Below are 18,181 nucleotides of genomic sequence, written 5' to 3' on the forward strand. Positions count from 1 at the left end.
CAGCGGCGACAAAAAAGGGCGAAGCCATCACGGCTTCGCCCTTTTTAGTACCACCCGGTACCTTAGTGGTGTTCGCGGGTAGCGCGGAACTTCACATCCGGCCAACGCTCTTCCATCAGCGCCAGATTGACCCGGGTCGGCGCCAGGTAGGTCAGGTGACCGCCGCCGTCGATGGCGAGGTTTTCCACCGCTTTGTTGGAGAACTCTTCCAACTTCTTCTTATCGCTGCAATCGATCCAACGCGCGGAGTACACGGTGATCGGCTCGTAGGAGCATTCGACCTTGTATTCCTCTTTCAAGCGGCTGGCGACCACATCGAACTGCAGCACACCGACGGCGCCGAGGATGATGTCGTTGCTGCGCTCGGGGAAGAACACCTGAGTGGCGCCCTCTTCGGCCAATTGCTGCAAGCCCTGGCGCAGTTGCTTGGACTTGAGCGGGTCGCGCAGGCGCACGCGGCGGAACAGTTCCGGGGCGAAGTGCGGGATACCGGTGAAGCCCAGTGCTTCGCCTTCAGTGAAGGTGTCGCCGATCTGGATGGTGCCGTGGTTGTGCAGGCCGATGATGTCGCCGGCAAACGCTTCTTCCAGTTGCTCACGCTCGGAAGAGAAGAACGTCAGGGCGTCGCCGATGCGCACGTCCTTGCCAGTGCGCACGTGGCGCATCTTCATGCCTTTTTCGTATTTGCCGGAGCAGATACGCATAAAGGCGATACGGTCGCGGTGCTTGGGATCCATGTTCGCCTGGATCTTGAATACGAAACCGCTGAATTTTTCTTCGACCGGCTCAACGGTGCGCTCATTGGCAACTCGCGCCAGGGGTTTCGGCGCCCAGTTCACGACAGCATCAAGCACGTGATCGACACCAAAGTTGCCCAGTGCGGTACCGAAGAATACCGGGGTCAACTGGCCGTCGAGGAATTCCTGCTGGTTGAATTCGTGGCAGGCGCCCTGCACCAGTTCCAGCTGGTCGACAAAGCGGTCGTACTCGTCACCCAGGTGGGCGCGGGCTTCGTCGGAGTCGAGCTTCTCGATGATTTTCACATCGGTGCGCTCATGACCATGGCCGGCGGTGTAGACAATGATGTAGTCATCGGCCAGGTGGTACACGCCCTTGAAGTCGCGGTAGCAACCAATCGGCCAGGTGATCGGCGCGGCCTTGATTTTCAGGACGGCTTCGATTTCATCCAACAATTCGATAGGGTCGCGGATATCCCGGTCGAGTTTGTTGATGAAGCTGACGATCGGCGTATCACGCAGGCGGCACACGTCCATCAGGGCGATGGTGCGTGGCTCGACGCCTTTACCGCCGTCGAGGACCATCAAGGCCGAGTCCACCGCGGTCAGGGTGCGGTAGGTGTCTTCGGAGAAGTCTTCGTGGCCCGGGGTGTCGAGCAGGTTGATCATGTGTTCGCGATAGGGGAACTGCATGACCGACGTGGTAATGGAAATACCCCGCTGCTTCTCCATCTCCATCCAGTCGGAGGTGGCATGGCGATCGGACTTGCGGGATTTCACCGTGCCGGCCACCGCGATTGCCTTGCCCATCAGCAGGAGCTTTTCGGTGATGGTGGTTTTACCGGCATCGGGGTGGGAAATAATGGCGAAAGTGCGGCGTTTCGCGACTTCGGCGGCCTGGTGGGTCATGGGAAATCGCCTGGCAGGTGAGTCAAAAAAGGGCGGCGAGTATAGCGCAAACCCAGGGAGCCAGACCACCGTTCAGCCCATTGGGGGTGGCTAATTGCTGCCAAGTATGGAACCTTTTAAAAGGTAGAGACGTCCACTCCCCTGCTACCGCACTCGTAACAGGGGCTGAAAAATCAGCAAGTTAGCCTGACGAGGCTGCGCTCATGGCTCGATTTGATACCGCGTTGCCGGTATTGGCGAGCTGCTTTTCGCGACCATATTCGCCGACAGCCAGGAATGGCATTGCCGCTCGGAAATGTGTTCGCCGACAAAAGAAAAAAGGAGTCCGCCTGTGGCTATTCGCTATGGCAAAGGGCTGATAGGAGGAGTGGTTGTCGTCGCTCTCCTGGCCCTGCTGGTCCACTGGATCGGCATCAACACGATCGAACTGTACCGCGACGATTTGTTGTTTTACCTGCAAGCTCATTTGATCCTGGTTCTAGTCTCCATGCTGGCCGCCCTCGTTGTGGGCATCCCCGCCGGTATCCTGCTTAGCCGACCGAACATGGTCGGGCGTGCAGAACGCTTCATGCAGATCTTCAACATCGGCAACACCGTCCCTCCCCTGGCCGTACTGGCCATCGCCCTCGGCGTCCTCGGCATCGGCAGCGGCCCGGCGATCTTCGCCCTGTTCCTCGCCTCCTTGCTGCCCATTGTGCGCAACACCTACGAAGGCCTGAAAAACGTGCAGGGTTCCTTGAAGGAAGCCGCCGTCGGCATCGGCATGACCCCGCGCCAGGTGTTGTTTCGCGTCGAACTGCCCAACGCCGTGCCGATCATCATCGGTGGCGTGCGCGTGGCCCTGGCAATCAACGTCGGCACCGCACCGCTGGCGTTCCTGATTGGTGCCAACAGCCTGGGTAGCCTGATCTTCCCCGGCATCGCCCTGAACAATCAGCCGCAATTGCTGCTCGGCGCCGCGTGTACCGCGCTGCTGGCCTTGCTGCTTGACGGTCTGGTGACCATGGCCAGCCGCCTCTGGCTGGAACGCGGGTTGCGTCCGTCTTAAGGCTGGGTAAAGGAATCGACATGAAAAAATTGAGCTTGATATTAGGCTGCGTCCTGCTGTTTGCAGGCATTGCGCAAGCCGCCGAAAAACCGGTGATCCGCATCGGTGCCCGGGTATTTACCGAGCAGACCCTGCTGGCGGAAATCACCTCCCAGTACCTGCGCACCAAGGGCTATGACACCCGCGTGACCGGCGGTCTGGGCAGCAACCTGGCGCGCAGCGCCCAGGAAAGCGGGCAACTGGACCTGATCTGGGAATACACCGGCGTGTCCCTGGTGGCCTACAACCATGTGGACGAGAAGCTCGACAGCGAACAGTCCTACGCAAGGGTTAAAGAACTCGACGCGAAAAAAGGCCTGGTCTGGCTGTCGCCGTCGAAGTTCAGCAACACCTACGCGCTGGCACTGCCAGAAAACGTGGCCAAGGAATTCCCGCAGGTCAACAGCATCAGCGACCTGACCAAGGCCCTGGCCGAGGACACCAAGGAAAACCGCCTGGTGGCCCTGGACACAGAGTTTGCCAACCGTTCCGACGGCATGGCCGGCATGGTCAAGCTGTACGACATGAACCTCACCCGCAAGAACACCCGGCAGATGGACGCAGGCCTGGTCTACACCGCGCTGCGTAATGGCCAAGTGTTTGCCGGGCTGGTGTACACCACTGACGGACGCCTCAACGCCTTCAAGTTGAAGCTGCTGGAAGACGATCTGCATTACTTCCCGGACTACACCGCAGCGCCTGTGGTGCGTCAGGTGTATCTGGATGCTCACCCGCAACTGGCCGCCGACCTCAAGCCACTGGCGGCGCTGTTCGACGATGAAACCATGCGCCAGCTGAACGCGCGGGTCGACGTCGACCATGAAAGCCCATCCGCCGTTGCCGCTGATTTCCTGCGCCAGCACCCACTCAACTAAAAGAGGAGAAGACATGGAATTCCTGAACGCCTTTTCCCATCTTGATTGGGCCCAAGTCCTGCACCTGACCTGGCAGCACATCACCCTGGTCGGTATCGCCGTGATCCTCGCGATTGTCGTAGGCGTGCCCCTGGGCGTGCTGATGACCCGCTTCCCGACCTTGGCCGGCCCGTTGCAGGCCAGCGCCACGGTGTTGCTGACCGTGCCGTCGATTGCGCTGTTCGGCCTGCTGCTGCCGTTCTACTCCAAGTTCGGCCAGGGCCTGGGGCCGATGCCGGCGATCACCGCGGTGTTCCTCTACTCCCTGCTGCCGATCATGCGTAACACCTACCTGGCCCTGACCGGCGTCGAACCGGGCATTCGCGAAGCCGCCAAAGGCATCGGCATGACCTTCGGCCAGCGCCTGCGCATGGTCGAGTTGCCCATCGCCGTGCCGGTGATCCTCGCCGGCGTGCGCACCGCCGTCGTGATGAACATCGGTGTGATGACCATTGCCGCCACCATCGGTGCCGGTGGTCTGGGTGTACTTATTCTGGCTTCCATCAGCCGCAGCGACATGTCGATGCTGATCGTTGGCGCCGTGCTGGTCAGTCTCCTGGCCATCTTCGCCGACCTGCTTCTGCAATGGCTGCAACGCTCGCTGACTCCAAAAGGATTGCTCAAATGATCGAACTTCAAAACCTGTCCAAGACCTTCCAAAGCAACGGCAAGACTGTCACCGCCGTCAACGATGTAAGCCTGACCGTCAATGAAGGCGAGATTTGCGTATTCCTCGGCCCCTCGGGCTGTGGCAAGAGCACCACGCTGAAAATGATCAACCGCCTGATCAAGCCCACCTCGGGCAAGATCCTGATCAACGGCGAAGACACCACCGACCTCGACGAAGTGACCCTGCGCCGCAACATCGGCTACGTGATCCAGCAGATCGGCCTGTTCCCCAACATGACCATCGAGGAAAACATCGTGGTCGTGCCCAAGCTGCTGGGCTGGGACAAGCAAAAATGCCACGACCGCGCCCGCGAGTTGATGAGCATGATCAAGCTCGAACCCAAGCAGTACCTGCACCGCTACCCGCGCGAACTGTCGGGCGGCCAGCAACAGCGGATCGGCGTGATCCGTGCCCTGGCGGCCGACGCACCGCTGCTGCTGATGGATGAGCCGTTCGGCGCGGTCGACCCGATCAACCGCGAGATGATCCAGAACGAGTTCTTCGAGATGCAACGCGCGCTGAACAAGACCGTGATCATGGTCAGCCACGACATCGACGAAGCAATCAAGCTGGGCGACAAGATCGCCATCTTCCGCGCCGGCAAGCTGTTGCAGATCGACCATCCGGACACCCTGCTGGCCCATCCTGCCGACGAGTTTGTCAGCAACTTTGTCGGCCAGGACAGCACCCTCAAGCGCCTGCTGCTGGTCAAGGCCGAAGACGCGGCAGACAACGCCCCGTCGGTCAGCCCGGAAACCCCGGTAGCCGATGCCCTGGAATTGATGGACGAGCATGACCGCCGCTATGTGGTGGTCACTTGCGCCGAGAACAAGGCGCTGGGGTATGTACGACGTCGCGACCTGCATCGTCAGACCGGTACCTGCGCCCAATACCTGCGCGAGTTCAACGCCACCGCAGCGTTTGACGAGCACTTGCGCATCCTGTTGTCACGCATGTACGAGTTCAACCGCTCGTGGCTGCCGGTGATGGATGCCGAGCGGGTGTTTTTGGGTGAAGTGACCCAGGAGTCGATTGCCGAGTACCTGAGCTCCGGCAAGTCCCGTGGGGGCAAGACCAGTATCGTGTCGCCTGCCGAGACTGCCTTGGCCTGATAGACCGCTATCGCAGGCAAGCCAGCTCCCACAGTTGGAATGCAATCCCTGTAGGAGCTGGCTTGCCTGCGATGAATACACCGCAAATCCATCTGATCAGCCCCATCCGGGGAACATCAATCCGTCACACCGGTCGGTTACATAAGTAGCTGCACTGCGCCTCGCGACGAACGCGTGCAAAAACGCGACATTTTTAGTTGATCTCAAGCCCCTCACGCCCTAAAGTTCGCGCCGAACGTCCATGCTGGAAACGATCCATCCGGCTCAAGTACTGACGACGAGACAGCAAGGCCAAGGGAAGCTTATCCCATGGCCTTTTTGCTTTCGGCGACATGCCTTGGGAAGTAGGCGAACCAAAGTGGGGATACGGAGGACGTTCATTTGCACCCATTGTTAATTTCAGTTTGCCCTTAGGAGTTCCCAGCATGTCGATCAATGTCGAAGACTATTTCGCGCGCGCCACGTTTGACAAAATGAAGGCGTTCGCCGACAAGCAAGAAACCCCGTTCGTGGTGATCGACACCGCGATGATCAGCCAGGCCTACGACGACCTGCGCGCCGGTTTCGAATTCGCCAAGGTGTACTACGCCGTCAAGGCCAACCCTGCCGTCGAGATCATCGACCTGTTGAAAGACAAGGGCTCGAGCTTCGACATCGCCTCGATCTACGAGCTGGACAAGGTCATGGACCGTGGCGTCAGCGCCGACCGTATCAGCTACGGCAACACCATCAAGAAATCCAAGGACATCCGCTACTTCTACGAGAAAGGCGTGCGCCTGTTCTCCACCGACTCCGAAGCCGACCTGCGCAACATCGCCAAGGCCGCGCCGGGTTCGAAAGTGTATGTGCGTATCCTCACCGAAGGCTCGACCACGGCCGACTGGCCTTTGTCGCGCAAATTCGGCTGCCAGACCGACATGGCCATGGACCTGCTGATCCTCGCCCGCGACCTGGGCCTGGTGCCCTACGGCATCTCGTTCCACGTCGGTTCGCAACAGCGTGATATCAGCGTGTGGGACGCAGCCATCGCCAAGGTCAAGGTGATCTTCGAGCGCTTGAAAGAAGAAGACGGCATCCACCTCAAGCTGATCAACATGGGTGGCGGCTTCCCGGCCAACTACATCACCCGTACCAACAGCCTGGAAACCTACGCCGAGGAAATCATCCGCTTCCTCAAGGAAGACTTCGGTGACGAACTGCCGGAAATCATCCTGGAGCCAGGCCGTTCGTTGATCGCCAACGCCGGGATCCTGGTCAGTGAAGTAGTGTTGGTTGCACGTAAATCGCGCACCGCCGTCGAGCGTTGGGTGTACACGGATGTGGGCAAGTTCTCCGGCCTGATCGAAACCATGGACGAAGCCATCAAGTTCCCGATCTGGACCGAGAAAAAAGGCGAGATGGAAGAAGTGGTCATCGCCGGTCCTACCTGCGACAGCGCCGATATCATGTACGAAAACTACAAGTACGGCCTGCCGCTGAACCTGGCCATTGGTGATCGCCTGTACTGGTTGTCCACCGGTGCGTACACCACCAGCTACAGCGCAGTTGAATTCAACGGTTTCCCACCGCTGAAATCCTTCTACGTCTGACACAGGCCCACTGTAGGAGCGAGCTCGCTCGCGAAGAACCCGAGAACGACGCGTTCATTCTGAATGTACGCGTTATCGTTAGCGATCTTCGCGAGCAAGCTCGCTCCTACAGGGTTTCAAGCTGCGCCTTGTGCAGCCGGTCGTACGCCACTGTTGACCACCCGCCTCCACTGCTAAGCGGCTGGACGTTACATACAAAAGCCCCGTGCATCGGATGCCCGGGGCTTTTGTATGTAAAAAGGAATCTTTCTCGACAACTCACGGCATAATGCGCGCCGTAAAATTCCTATCCAGCTCAGCGAGGCCGTCCGACGTGTTGAAGAAGACCCTATTCCAGTTGCACTGGTTTTTCGGCATTACCGCCGGGCTGGTGTTGGCATTGATGGGGATTACCGGGGCTGCGTGCTCGTTCCAGGATGAGATCCTGCGGGCGCTCAACCCGACGGTACTGACTGTGGAGAAGCAACCTGCCGGTGTGCTGCCACCCGCCGAACTGGTGCGCAAACTCGAAGCCACCGAAGGCAAGACCGTGTCCATGCTGTGGGTGGAAAGCGAAAGTGGCAACGCCGCCCGCGTCTTCTTCACGCCGCCAGCGGGCGAACGCCGGGGGCAGATGCGCTACTTCGACCCGTACACCGGCGACTACCTAGGCGACGCCGTCGGCCAGGATTTTTTCGGCTTGATGTTGCAACTGCACCGCTTCCTGGCCATCGGTGATACCGGCCGGCAAATCACCGGTGCCTGTACGCTGATCCTGATTTTCTTCTGCCTCTCTGGCCTGTACCTGCGCTGGCCGCGCCAGGTAGCGAGCTGGCGCGCCTGGTTGACCCTGGACTGGCGCAAGAAAGGCCGCAGCTTCAACTGGGACCTGCACTCGGTGTTCGGCACGTGGTGCTTGCTGTTCTATCTGTTGGCGGCGCTCACCGGCCTGTACTGGTCCTACGAGTGGTACAGCAAAGGCCTGACCCGATTGTTGTCCGATGCCCCGCAAAACGAGCGGGTGCGCAACCGTGGCCCAGCGCCTGCGGGGCCCGCTCCCGTCGCCAACTACGACGCCATCTGGAGCAGCATCTACAGCACCGCCGGCCCGCACTTGAGCGCCTACAACATTCGTATGCCAGCTGTCGCCGGACAACCGGCCACGGTCTACTACCTGTTGCAGAGTTCTCCCCATGACCGCGCGTTGAACCAGATCAACCTGGACCCGGCCACCGGCGTGGTCAAAAGCGTCGAGCGCTATGCCGACAAAAGCCTCAAGGCGCAGTTGCTGACCAGCATCTATGCGCTGCATGTGGGCAGTTATTTCGGCCTGGCGGGGCGGATCATCCTCACCATCACTTCGCTGTGCATGCCGTTGTTCTTTATTACCGGCTGGCTGCTGTACCTCGACCGCCGTCGCAAAAAGCGCCAGGTGCGCGATGCCCGCAAAAGCCTGGGCAGCAACCGCAGTGATGCACCGGCCTGGCTGATCGGTTTCGCCAGCCAGAGCGGCTTTGCCGAACAGCTGGCCTGGCAGACCGCCGGCCAATTGCAGGCCGCCGGGTTGCCGGTCAAGGTGCGATCCCTGGGCAGCGTCAGCGAAGAGGACTTGCGCCAGTCGGAACATGCACTGTTTGTGGTCAGTACCTTCGGCGACGGCGAAGCACCGGACAGCGCACGCGGCTTCGAACGCAGCGTGCTGGGCGGCGACCTTAGTCTCAAGGGCCTGAACTATTCAGTGCTGGCCCTGGGCGATCGTCAATACCAACACTTCTGCGGCTTTGCCCGGCGCCTGCACTTCTGGCTGACCAACCAGGGCGGCAACGCCTTGTTCGCCCCGGTCGAGGTCGACAGCGGCGACGAAGAAGCCCTGCTGCACTGGCAACAACAACTGGGCCAGATCACCGGCCACGCACCGGCAGCTGCATGGGCCAGCGCCAGCTACGAGAACTGGACCTTGAGCCAACGCACCCTGCTCAACCCTGACAGCAGCGGCTCGGGTGTCTACCTGTTGGGGCTCAACCCGCCCGCACCACGTGACTGGCTGGCCGGCGACCTGGTGGAAGTCGTGCCGCGCAATTGTCCGTGGGCCGTCGAACATTTCCTCGATGGCCTGGGCATTGCCGGCACGGACGAAGTACTGATCGATGGCTTGGCGCGCCCCTTGGAACAGGTGCTTGCCGGCCGTCAGCTGCCGGACAATCGCGTACACCTGGTCGGCCTGCATGCGCGCGCCCTGGTGGATGCACTGGTGCCGTTGGCCATGCGCGAATACTCCATCGCCTCGATTGCCAGCGATGGCGTGCTGGAATTGATCGTGCGCCAGGAGCGTCATAGCGACGGCAGCCTGGGCCTGGCATCCGGCTGGCTGACCGAGCACGCACCACTGGGTTCGGCGATCAGCCTGCGTGTACGGCGCAACAGCGGTTTCCACCTTCCAGTCGACCCAGTGCCGATGATTCTGCTGGGCAACGGCACCGGCCTGGCGGGCTTGCGCAGCTTGCTCAAGGCACGCATCGCCGACGGTCAGCAACGTAACTGGCTGCTGTTTGGCGAACGCAACATCGCCCATGACTACCATTGCCAGGACGAGCTGCAAGGCTGGCTGGCCAGTGGCGACCTGGCGTTACTGGACCTGGCGTTTTCGCGGGACCAGGCAGAGAAGGTCTACGTTCAGGATCGCCTGCGCGAATCCGCCGATGTGCTGCGTAAATGGCTGGCCGATGGCGCGGTGATTTATGTATGCGGGAGTTTGCAGGGCATGGCGGCGGGGGTCGATCAGGTGTTGGTGGAGGTCCTGGGAAGTGAAGCCGTGGAACGGCTGATCGAACAGGGCCGTTACCGCCGGGATGTCTACTGACAAACATGATGGTTCCAGCTGGCTTGCCAGCGATGAGCATAAGTATCTACACAACATCTAGAAACTGACGCCCCCCCGTGGCGAGCGGGCTTGCCCCGCGCTGGGCTGCGAAGCAGCCCTAAACCCGCCTATCGCGGTTTATCTGAAGAAACGCGGCGGGCTTGTTGGGGCTGCTTCGCAGCCCAGCGCGGGCGATGCGGCGTTCCGACAAGCCCGCTCGCCACAGGGAAGATCGTCAGTTTCTGAAAGTGGTGTAGATACCGATGCAGCGACGAGGCCCTTGAGCCTTGCGTCAACCTCGCGGCCGCCATCGCCGGCAAGCCGGCTCCTACGGGGGTTAGTTAGGCGACTGCCAGCTCGACGGCCTCGGGGCGCTTGATCACGGCGTATACCAACCCGGTGAGCACGCTGCCGGCAACGATCGCCGCCAGATACAGCAGCGCATGGTTGATCGTGTTCGGGATCAGCATCACAAACAGCCCTCCATGGGGTGCCATCAACTTGCAGCCGAAGTACATCGACAAGGCACCGGTCAATGCGCCACCCGCGATGCTGGCCGGGATAACACGCAGCGGGTCCTTGGCAGCGAACGGGATGGCGCCTTCCGAGATAAAGCACATGCCCAGGATCAACGCGGCCTTGCCGGCTTCGCGTTCGGTCTGGGCAAACTTGCGCCGGGCCAGGAACGTAGCGATAGCCATGCCAATCGGCGGCACCATGCCCGCCGCCATGGTAGCGGCCATCGGCGCGCCGCTCTGGGAGGCCAGCAGGCCGACGGAGAACGCGTAGGCCGCCTTGTTGATCGGCCCGCCGAGGTCGGCGCACATCATCCCGCCCAACAAGATACCCAGCAGCACCGCATTGGTGGTGCCCATGGTGCTGAGGAAGTCGGTCAGGCCTGCCAGCATTTGCGCCACGGGCGGGCCGATCAGGTAGATCATCGCCAGGCCGGTGAACAGGCTCGCCAGTAACGGGATGATCAGGATCGGCTTGAGCGACTCCAGGCTCTGCGGCAACGGCACCACACGGGTGATCAGCTTGACGCTGTAGCCAGCGAGAAAACCGGCGAAGATCCCGCCGATAAAGCCCGCGCCCAGGGTACTGGCCAACAGCCCGCCGATCATCCCCGGCGCGAGCCCCGGACGGTCGGCGATCGAGTAGGCGATGTAGCCGGCGAGCAGCGGCACCATCAGGGTGAAGGCGTGGTCGCCGACCGCCCTGAGGGCCGCCGCCAAGGTACCGGGCTGCTCGTAAGCGTGGATACCGAACACGTAGGACAGGGCAATCAACAAGCCCCCCGCCACCACCATCGGCAACATGAACGACACCCCGGTCAGCAGGTGTTTGTAGACCCCGGTTTTCTCCGTCTTGGCTACCGCGCCACTGGCGGCGCTTTCCTGCTGGGCCTCGGCCAGGGCTTTATCGAGGATCGCGGCGGATTGCTTGAGCGCGATGCCGGTGCCGCAACGGTAGATTTTCTTGCCGGCAAAGCGCTCCGTGGCCACTTCGATATCGGCGGCCAGCAGCACCACATCGGCATCGCGAATGGCTTGCTCGCTCAAGGGTGTACGTGCGCCCACTGAGCCCTGGGTTTCCACCTGCAGGTCATAGCCCTTGGCCTTGGCGGCCTGCTGCAATGCCTCGGCGGCCATAAAGGTGTGGGCCACGCCGGTAGGGCAGGCCGTGATGGCGACAATGCGCGGTGCGTTTTTTACGGTCGGCACGCTGGCGCTGGCAACGTACAACTGGGCTTCTTGCGCGCCCCGTTGCAGCACCGCTTCAACGTCCTGCAACGCCTGGGCCGGGGTGCTCTGATACACGCGTTTGCCGACAAAGCGCTGCATGTCCACGGGCGTGCTGGCGACCAGCAACACCCACTCGGCCGCGTCAATTGTGGCCTGGGAAAGTGCGCGCTCGGGGTGGTTCGCATCCACCACTTCGACGCTGGTGCTCCAGCCCTGGCGTTGCGCGGCGGCGTCCAGCAAGCGGGCGCACAGCACACTGGTGACCATGCCGTTGGGGCAGGCGGTAACAATGGCTAATTTCATCACAAACCCTCTTATTGTTCTGTCAGCGGGCGTACGTGCACGCCGCTTTCCAGACGCGCCAGTTGCGCGTCGTCGCTGATGCCGAAACCGATCTGCGTGACCGCCATGGCGGCAATCGCGGTGGCGCGGCGCAGGGTCTGCTCGGGCGCTTCGCCGCTGAGCAGGCCGTGCAGCATGCCCGCCAGCAAGGAGTCGCCGGCACCCACGGTACTGGCGACGCTGACCTTGGGCGGCGTGGCGTGCAACGCTGCGTTGGGGCTGAACCAGTTCACACCGTCGGCCCCGTGGGACACCACCACATGCTCCACGCCTTGGGCGTGCAAATGCGCAGCCGCGCGGGCTTGTTGGGCGATGGTTTGCGTGGGGCAGTCGAGCGCTTCAGCGAGTTCTTCAGTGTTGGGTTTGATCAACCACGGCGCGGCTTTCAAGCCAGCACGCAGCGCTTGGCCACTGGTGTCCAGGGCGACTTTCAAACCGAGGTCTTTGAGCGTCTCCAGCAAACCCTGGAACCACTGCGGGCTGACGCCCCGCGGCAAGCTGCCGGCGACCACCACCGCATCGAACTCGGGGCCGATCACCGCGATCAGCTTGAGCAATTGCGCTTGCGCCTTTTCGCTCACCAGCGGCCCCGGTGCATTGATATCGGTGACCCGACCATCCTGCTCGGCAATCTTGATATTGCTGCGGGTTTCGCCCGGCACACGAATAAACGCATCGCCAAACCCGCGGCTGGCGATCAGGGCCTCGAAAGCCTCGGGGTTTTGCGCGCCGAGAAATCCACCGACGCTCACGTAATGGCCCAAATCAGCCAGCACCTGCGCCACGTTCACGCCCTTGCCGGCGGCATGGGTCAGCAGGGTTTCGCTGCGGTTGACCTCACCCGGTTCCAGGCACGCCAAACGCACCGTCAGGTCCAACGCCGGGTTCAGCGTCAGGGTCAGAATCTTCGCCATTTACACGGCCTCCACAAGCGTACGCACTTGGGCAGGGGAGCCCATCGCCAGTGCCTGCTGCGCCAGGCCCCGGGCTTCGCTCAGACTGAATTCACGCACCCGGGCCTTGACCTCGGGAATACTGCGCGCCGACACACTCAACTCATCCACACCCAGGCCCACCAGCACCGGCACCGCCAGCGGATCCGCTGCCAACTCGCCACACACACCCACCCATTTGCCATGGGCATGAGCCGCACGCACCGTGATGTCGATCAGTTGCAACACCGCCGGGTGCAGGCCGTCAGCCTGGGCCGACAGGGTTGGGTGGCCACGGTCGATCGCCAAGGTGTACTGGGTCAGGTCATTGGTGCCGATGCTGAAGAAGTCCACTTCCTGGGCCAATACCGGCGCCAGCAGCGCCGCCGAAGGTACTTCGATCATGATCCCCAATTGCAGGTCCGCCACCGGGATCTGCTCGCGCAAACGTTCGGTCATGTCCCGGGCCTGGCGCCATTCATCGACGCTACCGACCATGGGAAACATGATGCGCAGCGGGCGACCGTCCGCCGAGCGCAACAGTGCGCGCAGTTGCGCTTCCATGATCTGTGGGCGTTGCAGGGTCAGGCGGATGCCCCGCACACCGAGGAACGGGTTTTCTTCCTTGGCAATCGGCCAGTAAGGCAGCGGCTTGTCACCGCCCACATCCAAGGTGCGCACCACCAGCGGACGGCCGGCCAGGCCGTCGAGCACACGGCGGTATTCGGCTTCCTGGGTGGCTTCGTCCGGGGCCTGGGAATGGGCCATGAAAATCAACTCGGTACGCAGCAGGCCAATACCCTCGGCGCCCTGCTCGACGGCGCCAGCCACACCGGCGCTTTCGCCGATATTGGCGAACACTTCCACAGCATGCCCGTCACGGGTCAAGGCCGGTTCATGGCGCTGTGCGGCAGCGGCCTGCAGACGTTGCTCGCGGGTATCGCGTTCCTGGATGGCGCGCTGCAAAGTGCTGGCATCGGCCTCCACATGCAGGCGCCCACGCTGGCCGTCGAGCAATAAAGGCGTGCCCGAGGCCAGCAGCAACACCGCCGGCCCGGCGCCGACCAGCGCCGGGATTCCCAGGGCGCGGGCGACGATGGCGCTGTGGGCCGTAGCACCACCGCGTGCGGTAAGAATCCCGGCCACTCGCACCGGGTCGAGGCGCGCCACATCCGATGGACCGACTTCATCCATCACCAGAATGTAGGGCTCGTCGGGTTCCTGTGGGGTTTGGACACCACACAGTTGCGCCAGCACACGCCGGCCAATATCCCGCAGGTCGGCGGCGCGTTCGGCGAGCAACGCGTCCTGCAAGGACTCCTGCTGTTTGGCGGCGGCTTCGATCACACTCATCCACGCGGCTTCGGCGCTTTCGCCCTGTTTGAGCCGGGTGTCGACTTCGTCGGTCAGTTCCGGGTCGTCGAGCATTTCCTGGTGGGTGATGAAAATTTCGCGGATCGCCTTGGACGTGTTGCGCTCGATCAAACCCTGGATATCAGCGCGCACCTCGCGCAACCCCGCGGATAAACGCTCGCGCTCGGCACTGGCCGACTCGCCGCGCAGTGGATAGTCAAAAGGCTGCAACACCTGGATATGGGCCGGGCCGATGGCAATCCCGGGGGCGGCGGCGATGGCCTGGATCAGGCTGCCGGAAGCGGGCGCGCGCAATGGCGGCTCGCTCTCGACCTCTTCGACCCGCGCACTGACGGCCGGCAGCGGCTCGACCTCTTCGCCCAGGCCGGCTTGTACTGCCGCCAACAACGCCGGCAGGGCGTCGTTGGCAATGCCGGGCTCGGCGACAAATTCCAGCACCTGACCGCGCCGGGCGCCGAGGCTGAGCAGTTTGCTCAAGCTCTTGACCGACACGGCGCCGCCCTGCCCGTCCACGATCCGCACGCGGATTTCACCGTCGAAGCTCTTCGCCAGTTGGGCCAGGGCCTTGGCCGGCCGCGCATGCAGGCCATGGGCGTTGGCCAGGGCGATCCGGGCGCTGGGCCAGTCGGCGGGCAATTCGCCACCCAGCACTTCGAGAACCGCGCGGCTGCTGGTGGCACGTCCCAGTTCCTGGCCGCGCCCTTCAATCAGCAAGGCGCACAGGCGCTCGAGCAATGCCTGATGAGCTTCGCCGAGGCTGGCCAGGCAAAACAGGCCGCTCAAGGGTTGGCCCAGGTAGCGCATGGGCTTGTCCGGGGTGACGAAGGCCAGGCCTGGACGCTTGACCGTTTGTTCGCTGTGCAACCACCACAGGCCATCGCCCAGGGGCAGTGCATCGACTTGCTGTAGGACCGCCGCGAAACCATTGCTCACACAGTCGGCCTGGCGCAGCAGGCGGGCGCCGCGCCACACCAGCTCTTCAAAATCGTCGGCGGATACGCCCAGGCCGATCATCTGGGCATCCAGCGCCAACTCCTGGGGCGCGCCTTGCAGCAGTTTGAGCAGCGCATCGGCCGAGGTGGCGCGGCACAAGGCCTGGCCCAGGTCGGTTTCACCGAGGGCGCGGGTCAGCAGTTGCAGCAGGCGCAGATGTTCGTCGGATTTGGCGGCAATGCCAATCGCCAGGTAGACGATCTGGCCATCGCCCCAATCCACACCTTGGGGAAACTGCAACAGGCGCACGCCGGTGGCGAACACCTGGTCGCGGGTTTCGGGGGTGCCGTGGGGGATCGCAATACCTTGGCCGAGGAAGGTCGAGCCTTGCGCTTCACGGGCTTGCAGGCCGCTCAGGTAGCCTTCGGCGACCAGGCCGTCGGCTACCAGTTTTTCGGCGAGCAGTTGCAAGGCAGCAGACTTATCCACAGCCACCTGGCCCATGGATATCTGCTCTACGGTGAGCTCAAGCATGCCTTTCTCCTAGTTAGTGCGGTGTGCGCACTAGGTATTGTTTTGAATAAATCAGCGCAAATCTGTTCATGAAAAACTGACTGAGCAGTCAATTGGCAGTGACTACTCAGCGGCGAACATCGTAAAAATACCCTTGCTGAAACGTTTAATCTAGATTTTCTGGCAGATTACTGGGTAATTCTGCATTCTTGAAGCACCACTCGGCACTTGAGTTGCGACAATGGTCGCCTGCAGTAATCGGTTACGATTGGACAAAATGTCGGGGCAAGCTCTAAAAAACAAGGAAATCCCGGTTTGAAACTCAGTGATATCGCACGTATAGCCGGTGTGTCCGTGACCACCGCCAGCTACGTCATCAATGGCAAGGCCGAACAGCAACGGATCAGCAGCGCCACCGTCGAACGGGTGCGCGCGGTGGTCGAGGAGCATGGCTTTACCCCCAATCCCCAGGCCGCCGGGTTGCGCAGCCGACACACGCGCACCTTGGGTTTTATCCTGCCGGACCTGGAAAACCCCAGTTACGCACGGATCGCCAAGCTGTTGGAACAAGGCGCACGGGCCCGTGGCTATCAGTTGCTGATCGCCAGTTCCGACGATGATGCCAACAGCGAGCGCCAGTTGCTGCAACTGTTCCGCGCGCGGCGTTGCGATGCCCTGTTCGTCGCCAGTTGCCTGCCCGCCAGCGATGACAGTTATCGCGAGCTGCAAGCCAAGGGCCTGCCGGTGATCGCCATCGACCGGGTGATGGCGCCTGAGCAGTTCTGCTCGGTGGTCAGCGATGACCGCCAGGCCTGCCAGCAATTGACCAGCAGCCTGCTGCAACCGCTGCCCCGGCAGATCGCGTTGATCGGCGCCCACCCCGAATTGAGCATCAGCCAGGAACGTGCGGCAGGTTTCCAGCAAGCCCTGCACGACTTCAAGGGCGATATTCTGATCGAGCATGGCGATGCCTTCAGCCGCGACTGTGGCCGCCAGTTGATGGAAGAACTCCTGCAACGCCTGGGGCATTTACCCGATGCGTTGGTGACCACTTCCTACGTGCTACTGCAAGGGGTGTTTGATGCGCTGCATGACTTCCCGCTCAAGTCCCGATCGCTACGCCTCGGCACTTTCGGTGACACCCAATTACTGGACTTCCTGCCGCTGCCAGTCAACGCCATGGCCCAGCAACACGCGCTGATCGCCGACACGGCCCTGCGCCTGGCACTGGCGGCGATTGAAGAGCAGCACTACCAGCCGGGTGTGCATGCCATCGGCCGGACTTTCAAGCAGCGGATTCACGAGATATAGGCATGGAGCTGGTCGACAGCCACACCCACCTCGACTTCGAGGACTTCGACGCAGATCGCGACGAGGTGCTCAAGCACAGCCGTCAGCTCGGCGTGCGGCGCATGGTGGTGTTGGGGGTGTACCAGCGTAATTGGCAACGGTTATGGGACCTGACCCAACAGGACCCGGACCTGTACGGGGCATTTGGCCTGCATCCGGTGTACCTGGATGAGCATCGCCCCACAGACCTGGTCGAACTGGGGGATTGGCTGACACGCCTCAAGGGGCATCGCCAGCTGTGCGCCGTCGGCGAGATCGGCCTGGATTACTTTCTCGAGCACCTGGACCGCGAGCGCCAGCAAGTCCTGTTTGAAGCCCAATTGCAGTTGGCCGTGGACTTCCAACTGCCGGCGCTGTTGCATGTGCGGCGCAGCCACGCGGCCGTCATCGCCACCCTCAAGCGCATCCGCTTGCCCCGGGGCGGGATTATCCATGCCTTCGCCGGCAGCCGCGAAGAAGCCCGCGAATACATCAAGCTGGGGTTCAAGCTGGGCCTGGGCGGCGCGCCGACCTGGCCCCAGGCTTTGCGCATGCACAAGGTCATCGCCCAACTGCCGCTGGAATCAGTGGTGCTGGAAACCGACTCGCCGGATATGGCGCCCGCCATGTACCCCGGCCAACGCAACAGCCCGCAGCACCTGCCGGCCATCTGCACTGCCCTGGCCGAGCGGATGGGCATCAGCCCTTCAGCGTTGGCCGAAGCGAGCACCCGCAACGCCTGCGAACTGTTCAACTGGCCGCTCGATGATGGGGTTGACCGCCTGTAGCGTCAGGGTCATGCGATGCCGGTGGCGGGCATGGCGCAGGGTCAGGAAGTGAATCAGGATCGCCACCAGCGACACGTTCAGTTGTCCGACCCTGCTGATCAGGCCGACCCACTCGACCACCAGGGCCACCAATAAAGCCACGCAGGTCAACACGAGCATGCTGGGGCGCAGCAAAGCCAGGTTGTCCAGGGACTTCAACTGGCGCAGTTGCCGGGGGCAATTGAGCTGCAGGACTTTGTGGCAATACGGACAATCAAAAGGCTCGTTCAGAGCAATGGCATTGAGCTGCCAGGGCTTGAGTGCAAAGGTGATATCGCAATGGGCGCAATGCCCTTTCACGCCAAGGGTAGTCTCGGTCATGACCCTGC

At 62.0% G+C, this 18,181-nt stretch carries 13 protein-coding genes; 8 read left to right on the forward strand and 5 right to left on the reverse strand.

The features are described from left to right. Window positions 1–62 precede the first annotated feature (62 nt). Window positions 63–1,646: a peptide chain release factor 3 gene (locus BHC62_RS02440; RefSeq protein WP_029291952.1), complete on the reverse strand. Its 1,584-nt coding sequence runs from the start codon at window positions 1,644–1,646 to the stop codon at window positions 63–65. A gap of 295 nt (window positions 1,647–1,941) precedes the next feature. On the opposite strand from BHC62_RS02440, the gene BHC62_RS02445 reads away from it, so the two are divergent. The 6 genes from BHC62_RS02445 to BHC62_RS02470 all read left to right on the forward strand — a co-directional run bounded on the left by BHC62_RS02445 (window position 1,942) and on the right by BHC62_RS02470 (window position 9,857). Beyond that, window positions 1,942–2,694 (forward strand): ABC transporter permease, encoded by a 753-nt coding sequence (locus tag BHC62_RS02445; RefSeq protein WP_262375158.1) that lies wholly within the window; start codon window positions 1,942–1,944, stop codon window positions 2,692–2,694. 20 nt (window positions 2,695–2,714) lie between these two features. Continuing rightward, a complete protein-coding gene (locus tag BHC62_RS02450) occupies window positions 2,715–3,608 on the forward strand; it encodes a glycine betaine ABC transporter substrate-binding protein (RefSeq protein ID WP_029291956.1) in 894 nt (297 codons plus the stop codon). Window positions 3,609–3,621: 13 nt separating this feature from the next. After that, window positions 3,622–4,275, forward strand: coding sequence for an ABC transporter permease (locus BHC62_RS02455; RefSeq protein ID WP_027604864.1), 654 nt, complete (start codon window positions 3,622–3,624; stop codon window positions 4,273–4,275). After that, window positions 4,272–5,429 carry a betaine/proline/choline family ABC transporter ATP-binding protein gene (locus BHC62_RS02460; protein WP_029291958.1) on the forward strand — a complete coding sequence of 386 codons (1,158 nt, stop codon included), beginning with the start codon at window positions 4,272–4,274 and terminating at the stop codon, window positions 5,427–5,429. The genes BHC62_RS02455 and BHC62_RS02460 overlap by 4 nt, the downstream gene beginning before the upstream one ends. Window positions 5,430–5,854: 425 nt before the next feature. Next, on the forward strand, window positions 5,855–7,018 hold the full coding sequence (locus tag BHC62_RS02465; RefSeq protein ID WP_032861941.1) for a type III PLP-dependent enzyme: 1,164 nt from the start codon (window positions 5,855–5,857) through the stop codon (window positions 7,016–7,018). 313 nt (window positions 7,019–7,331) lie between these two features. Beyond that, window positions 7,332–9,857, forward strand: a complete 2,526-nt coding sequence (locus BHC62_RS02470) for a sulfite reductase flavoprotein subunit alpha (protein ID WP_083335406.1) — start codon at window positions 7,332–7,334, stop codon at window positions 9,855–9,857. A gap of 341 nt (window positions 9,858–10,198) precedes the next feature. Here BHC62_RS02470 and BHC62_RS02475 read toward each other — a convergent pair whose 3' ends face one another. Genes BHC62_RS02475 through ptsP form a run of 3 tightly spaced genes read right to left on the reverse strand, consistent with a single transcriptional unit; the run spans window position 10,199 to window position 15,717 of the window. Then, window positions 10,199–11,905, reverse strand: coding sequence for a PTS fructose-like transporter subunit IIB (locus BHC62_RS02475; protein WP_070994122.1), 1,707 nt, complete (start codon window positions 11,903–11,905; stop codon window positions 10,199–10,201). 11 nt (window positions 11,906–11,916) lie between these two features. Next, complete coding sequence (gene pfkB, locus BHC62_RS02480) at window positions 11,917–12,858, reverse strand: 1-phosphofructokinase (protein ID WP_029291966.1); 942 nt, start codon at window positions 12,856–12,858, stop codon at window positions 11,917–11,919. Further along, window positions 12,859–15,717: a phosphoenolpyruvate--protein phosphotransferase gene (ptsP, locus tag BHC62_RS02485; RefSeq protein WP_070994123.1), complete on the reverse strand. Its 2,859-nt coding sequence runs from the start codon at window positions 15,715–15,717 to the stop codon at window positions 12,859–12,861. It abuts the gene before it with no gap. A 294-nt stretch (window positions 15,718–16,011) separates the two neighbouring features. Between ptsP and cra the strand changes: the two genes are divergently transcribed. Both cra and BHC62_RS02495 read left to right on the forward strand, forming a co-directional pair. Continuing rightward, entirely contained in the window at window positions 16,012–17,007 is a 996-nt protein-coding gene (cra, locus tag BHC62_RS02490) for a catabolite repressor/activator (RefSeq protein WP_070994124.1), read from the forward strand. Window positions 17,008–17,009: 2 nt separating this feature from the next. Then, a complete protein-coding gene (locus tag BHC62_RS02495) occupies window positions 17,010–17,813 on the forward strand; it encodes a TatD family hydrolase (protein ID WP_070994125.1) in 804 nt (267 codons plus the stop codon). Here the strand turns inward: BHC62_RS02495 and BHC62_RS27195 are convergent. Next, complete coding sequence (locus tag BHC62_RS27195) at window positions 17,733–18,173, reverse strand: hypothetical protein (protein ID WP_029291972.1); 441 nt, start codon at window positions 18,171–18,173, stop codon at window positions 17,733–17,735. The genes BHC62_RS02495 and BHC62_RS27195 overlap by 81 nt on opposite strands. Between the last annotated feature and the right edge of the window lie 8 nt (window positions 18,174–18,181).

Source organism: Pseudomonas sp. 06C 126, assembly GCF_001855215.1.
GTDB classification, from domain to species: domain Bacteria; phylum Pseudomonadota; class Gammaproteobacteria; order Pseudomonadales; family Pseudomonadaceae; genus Aquipseudomonas; species Aquipseudomonas proteolytica.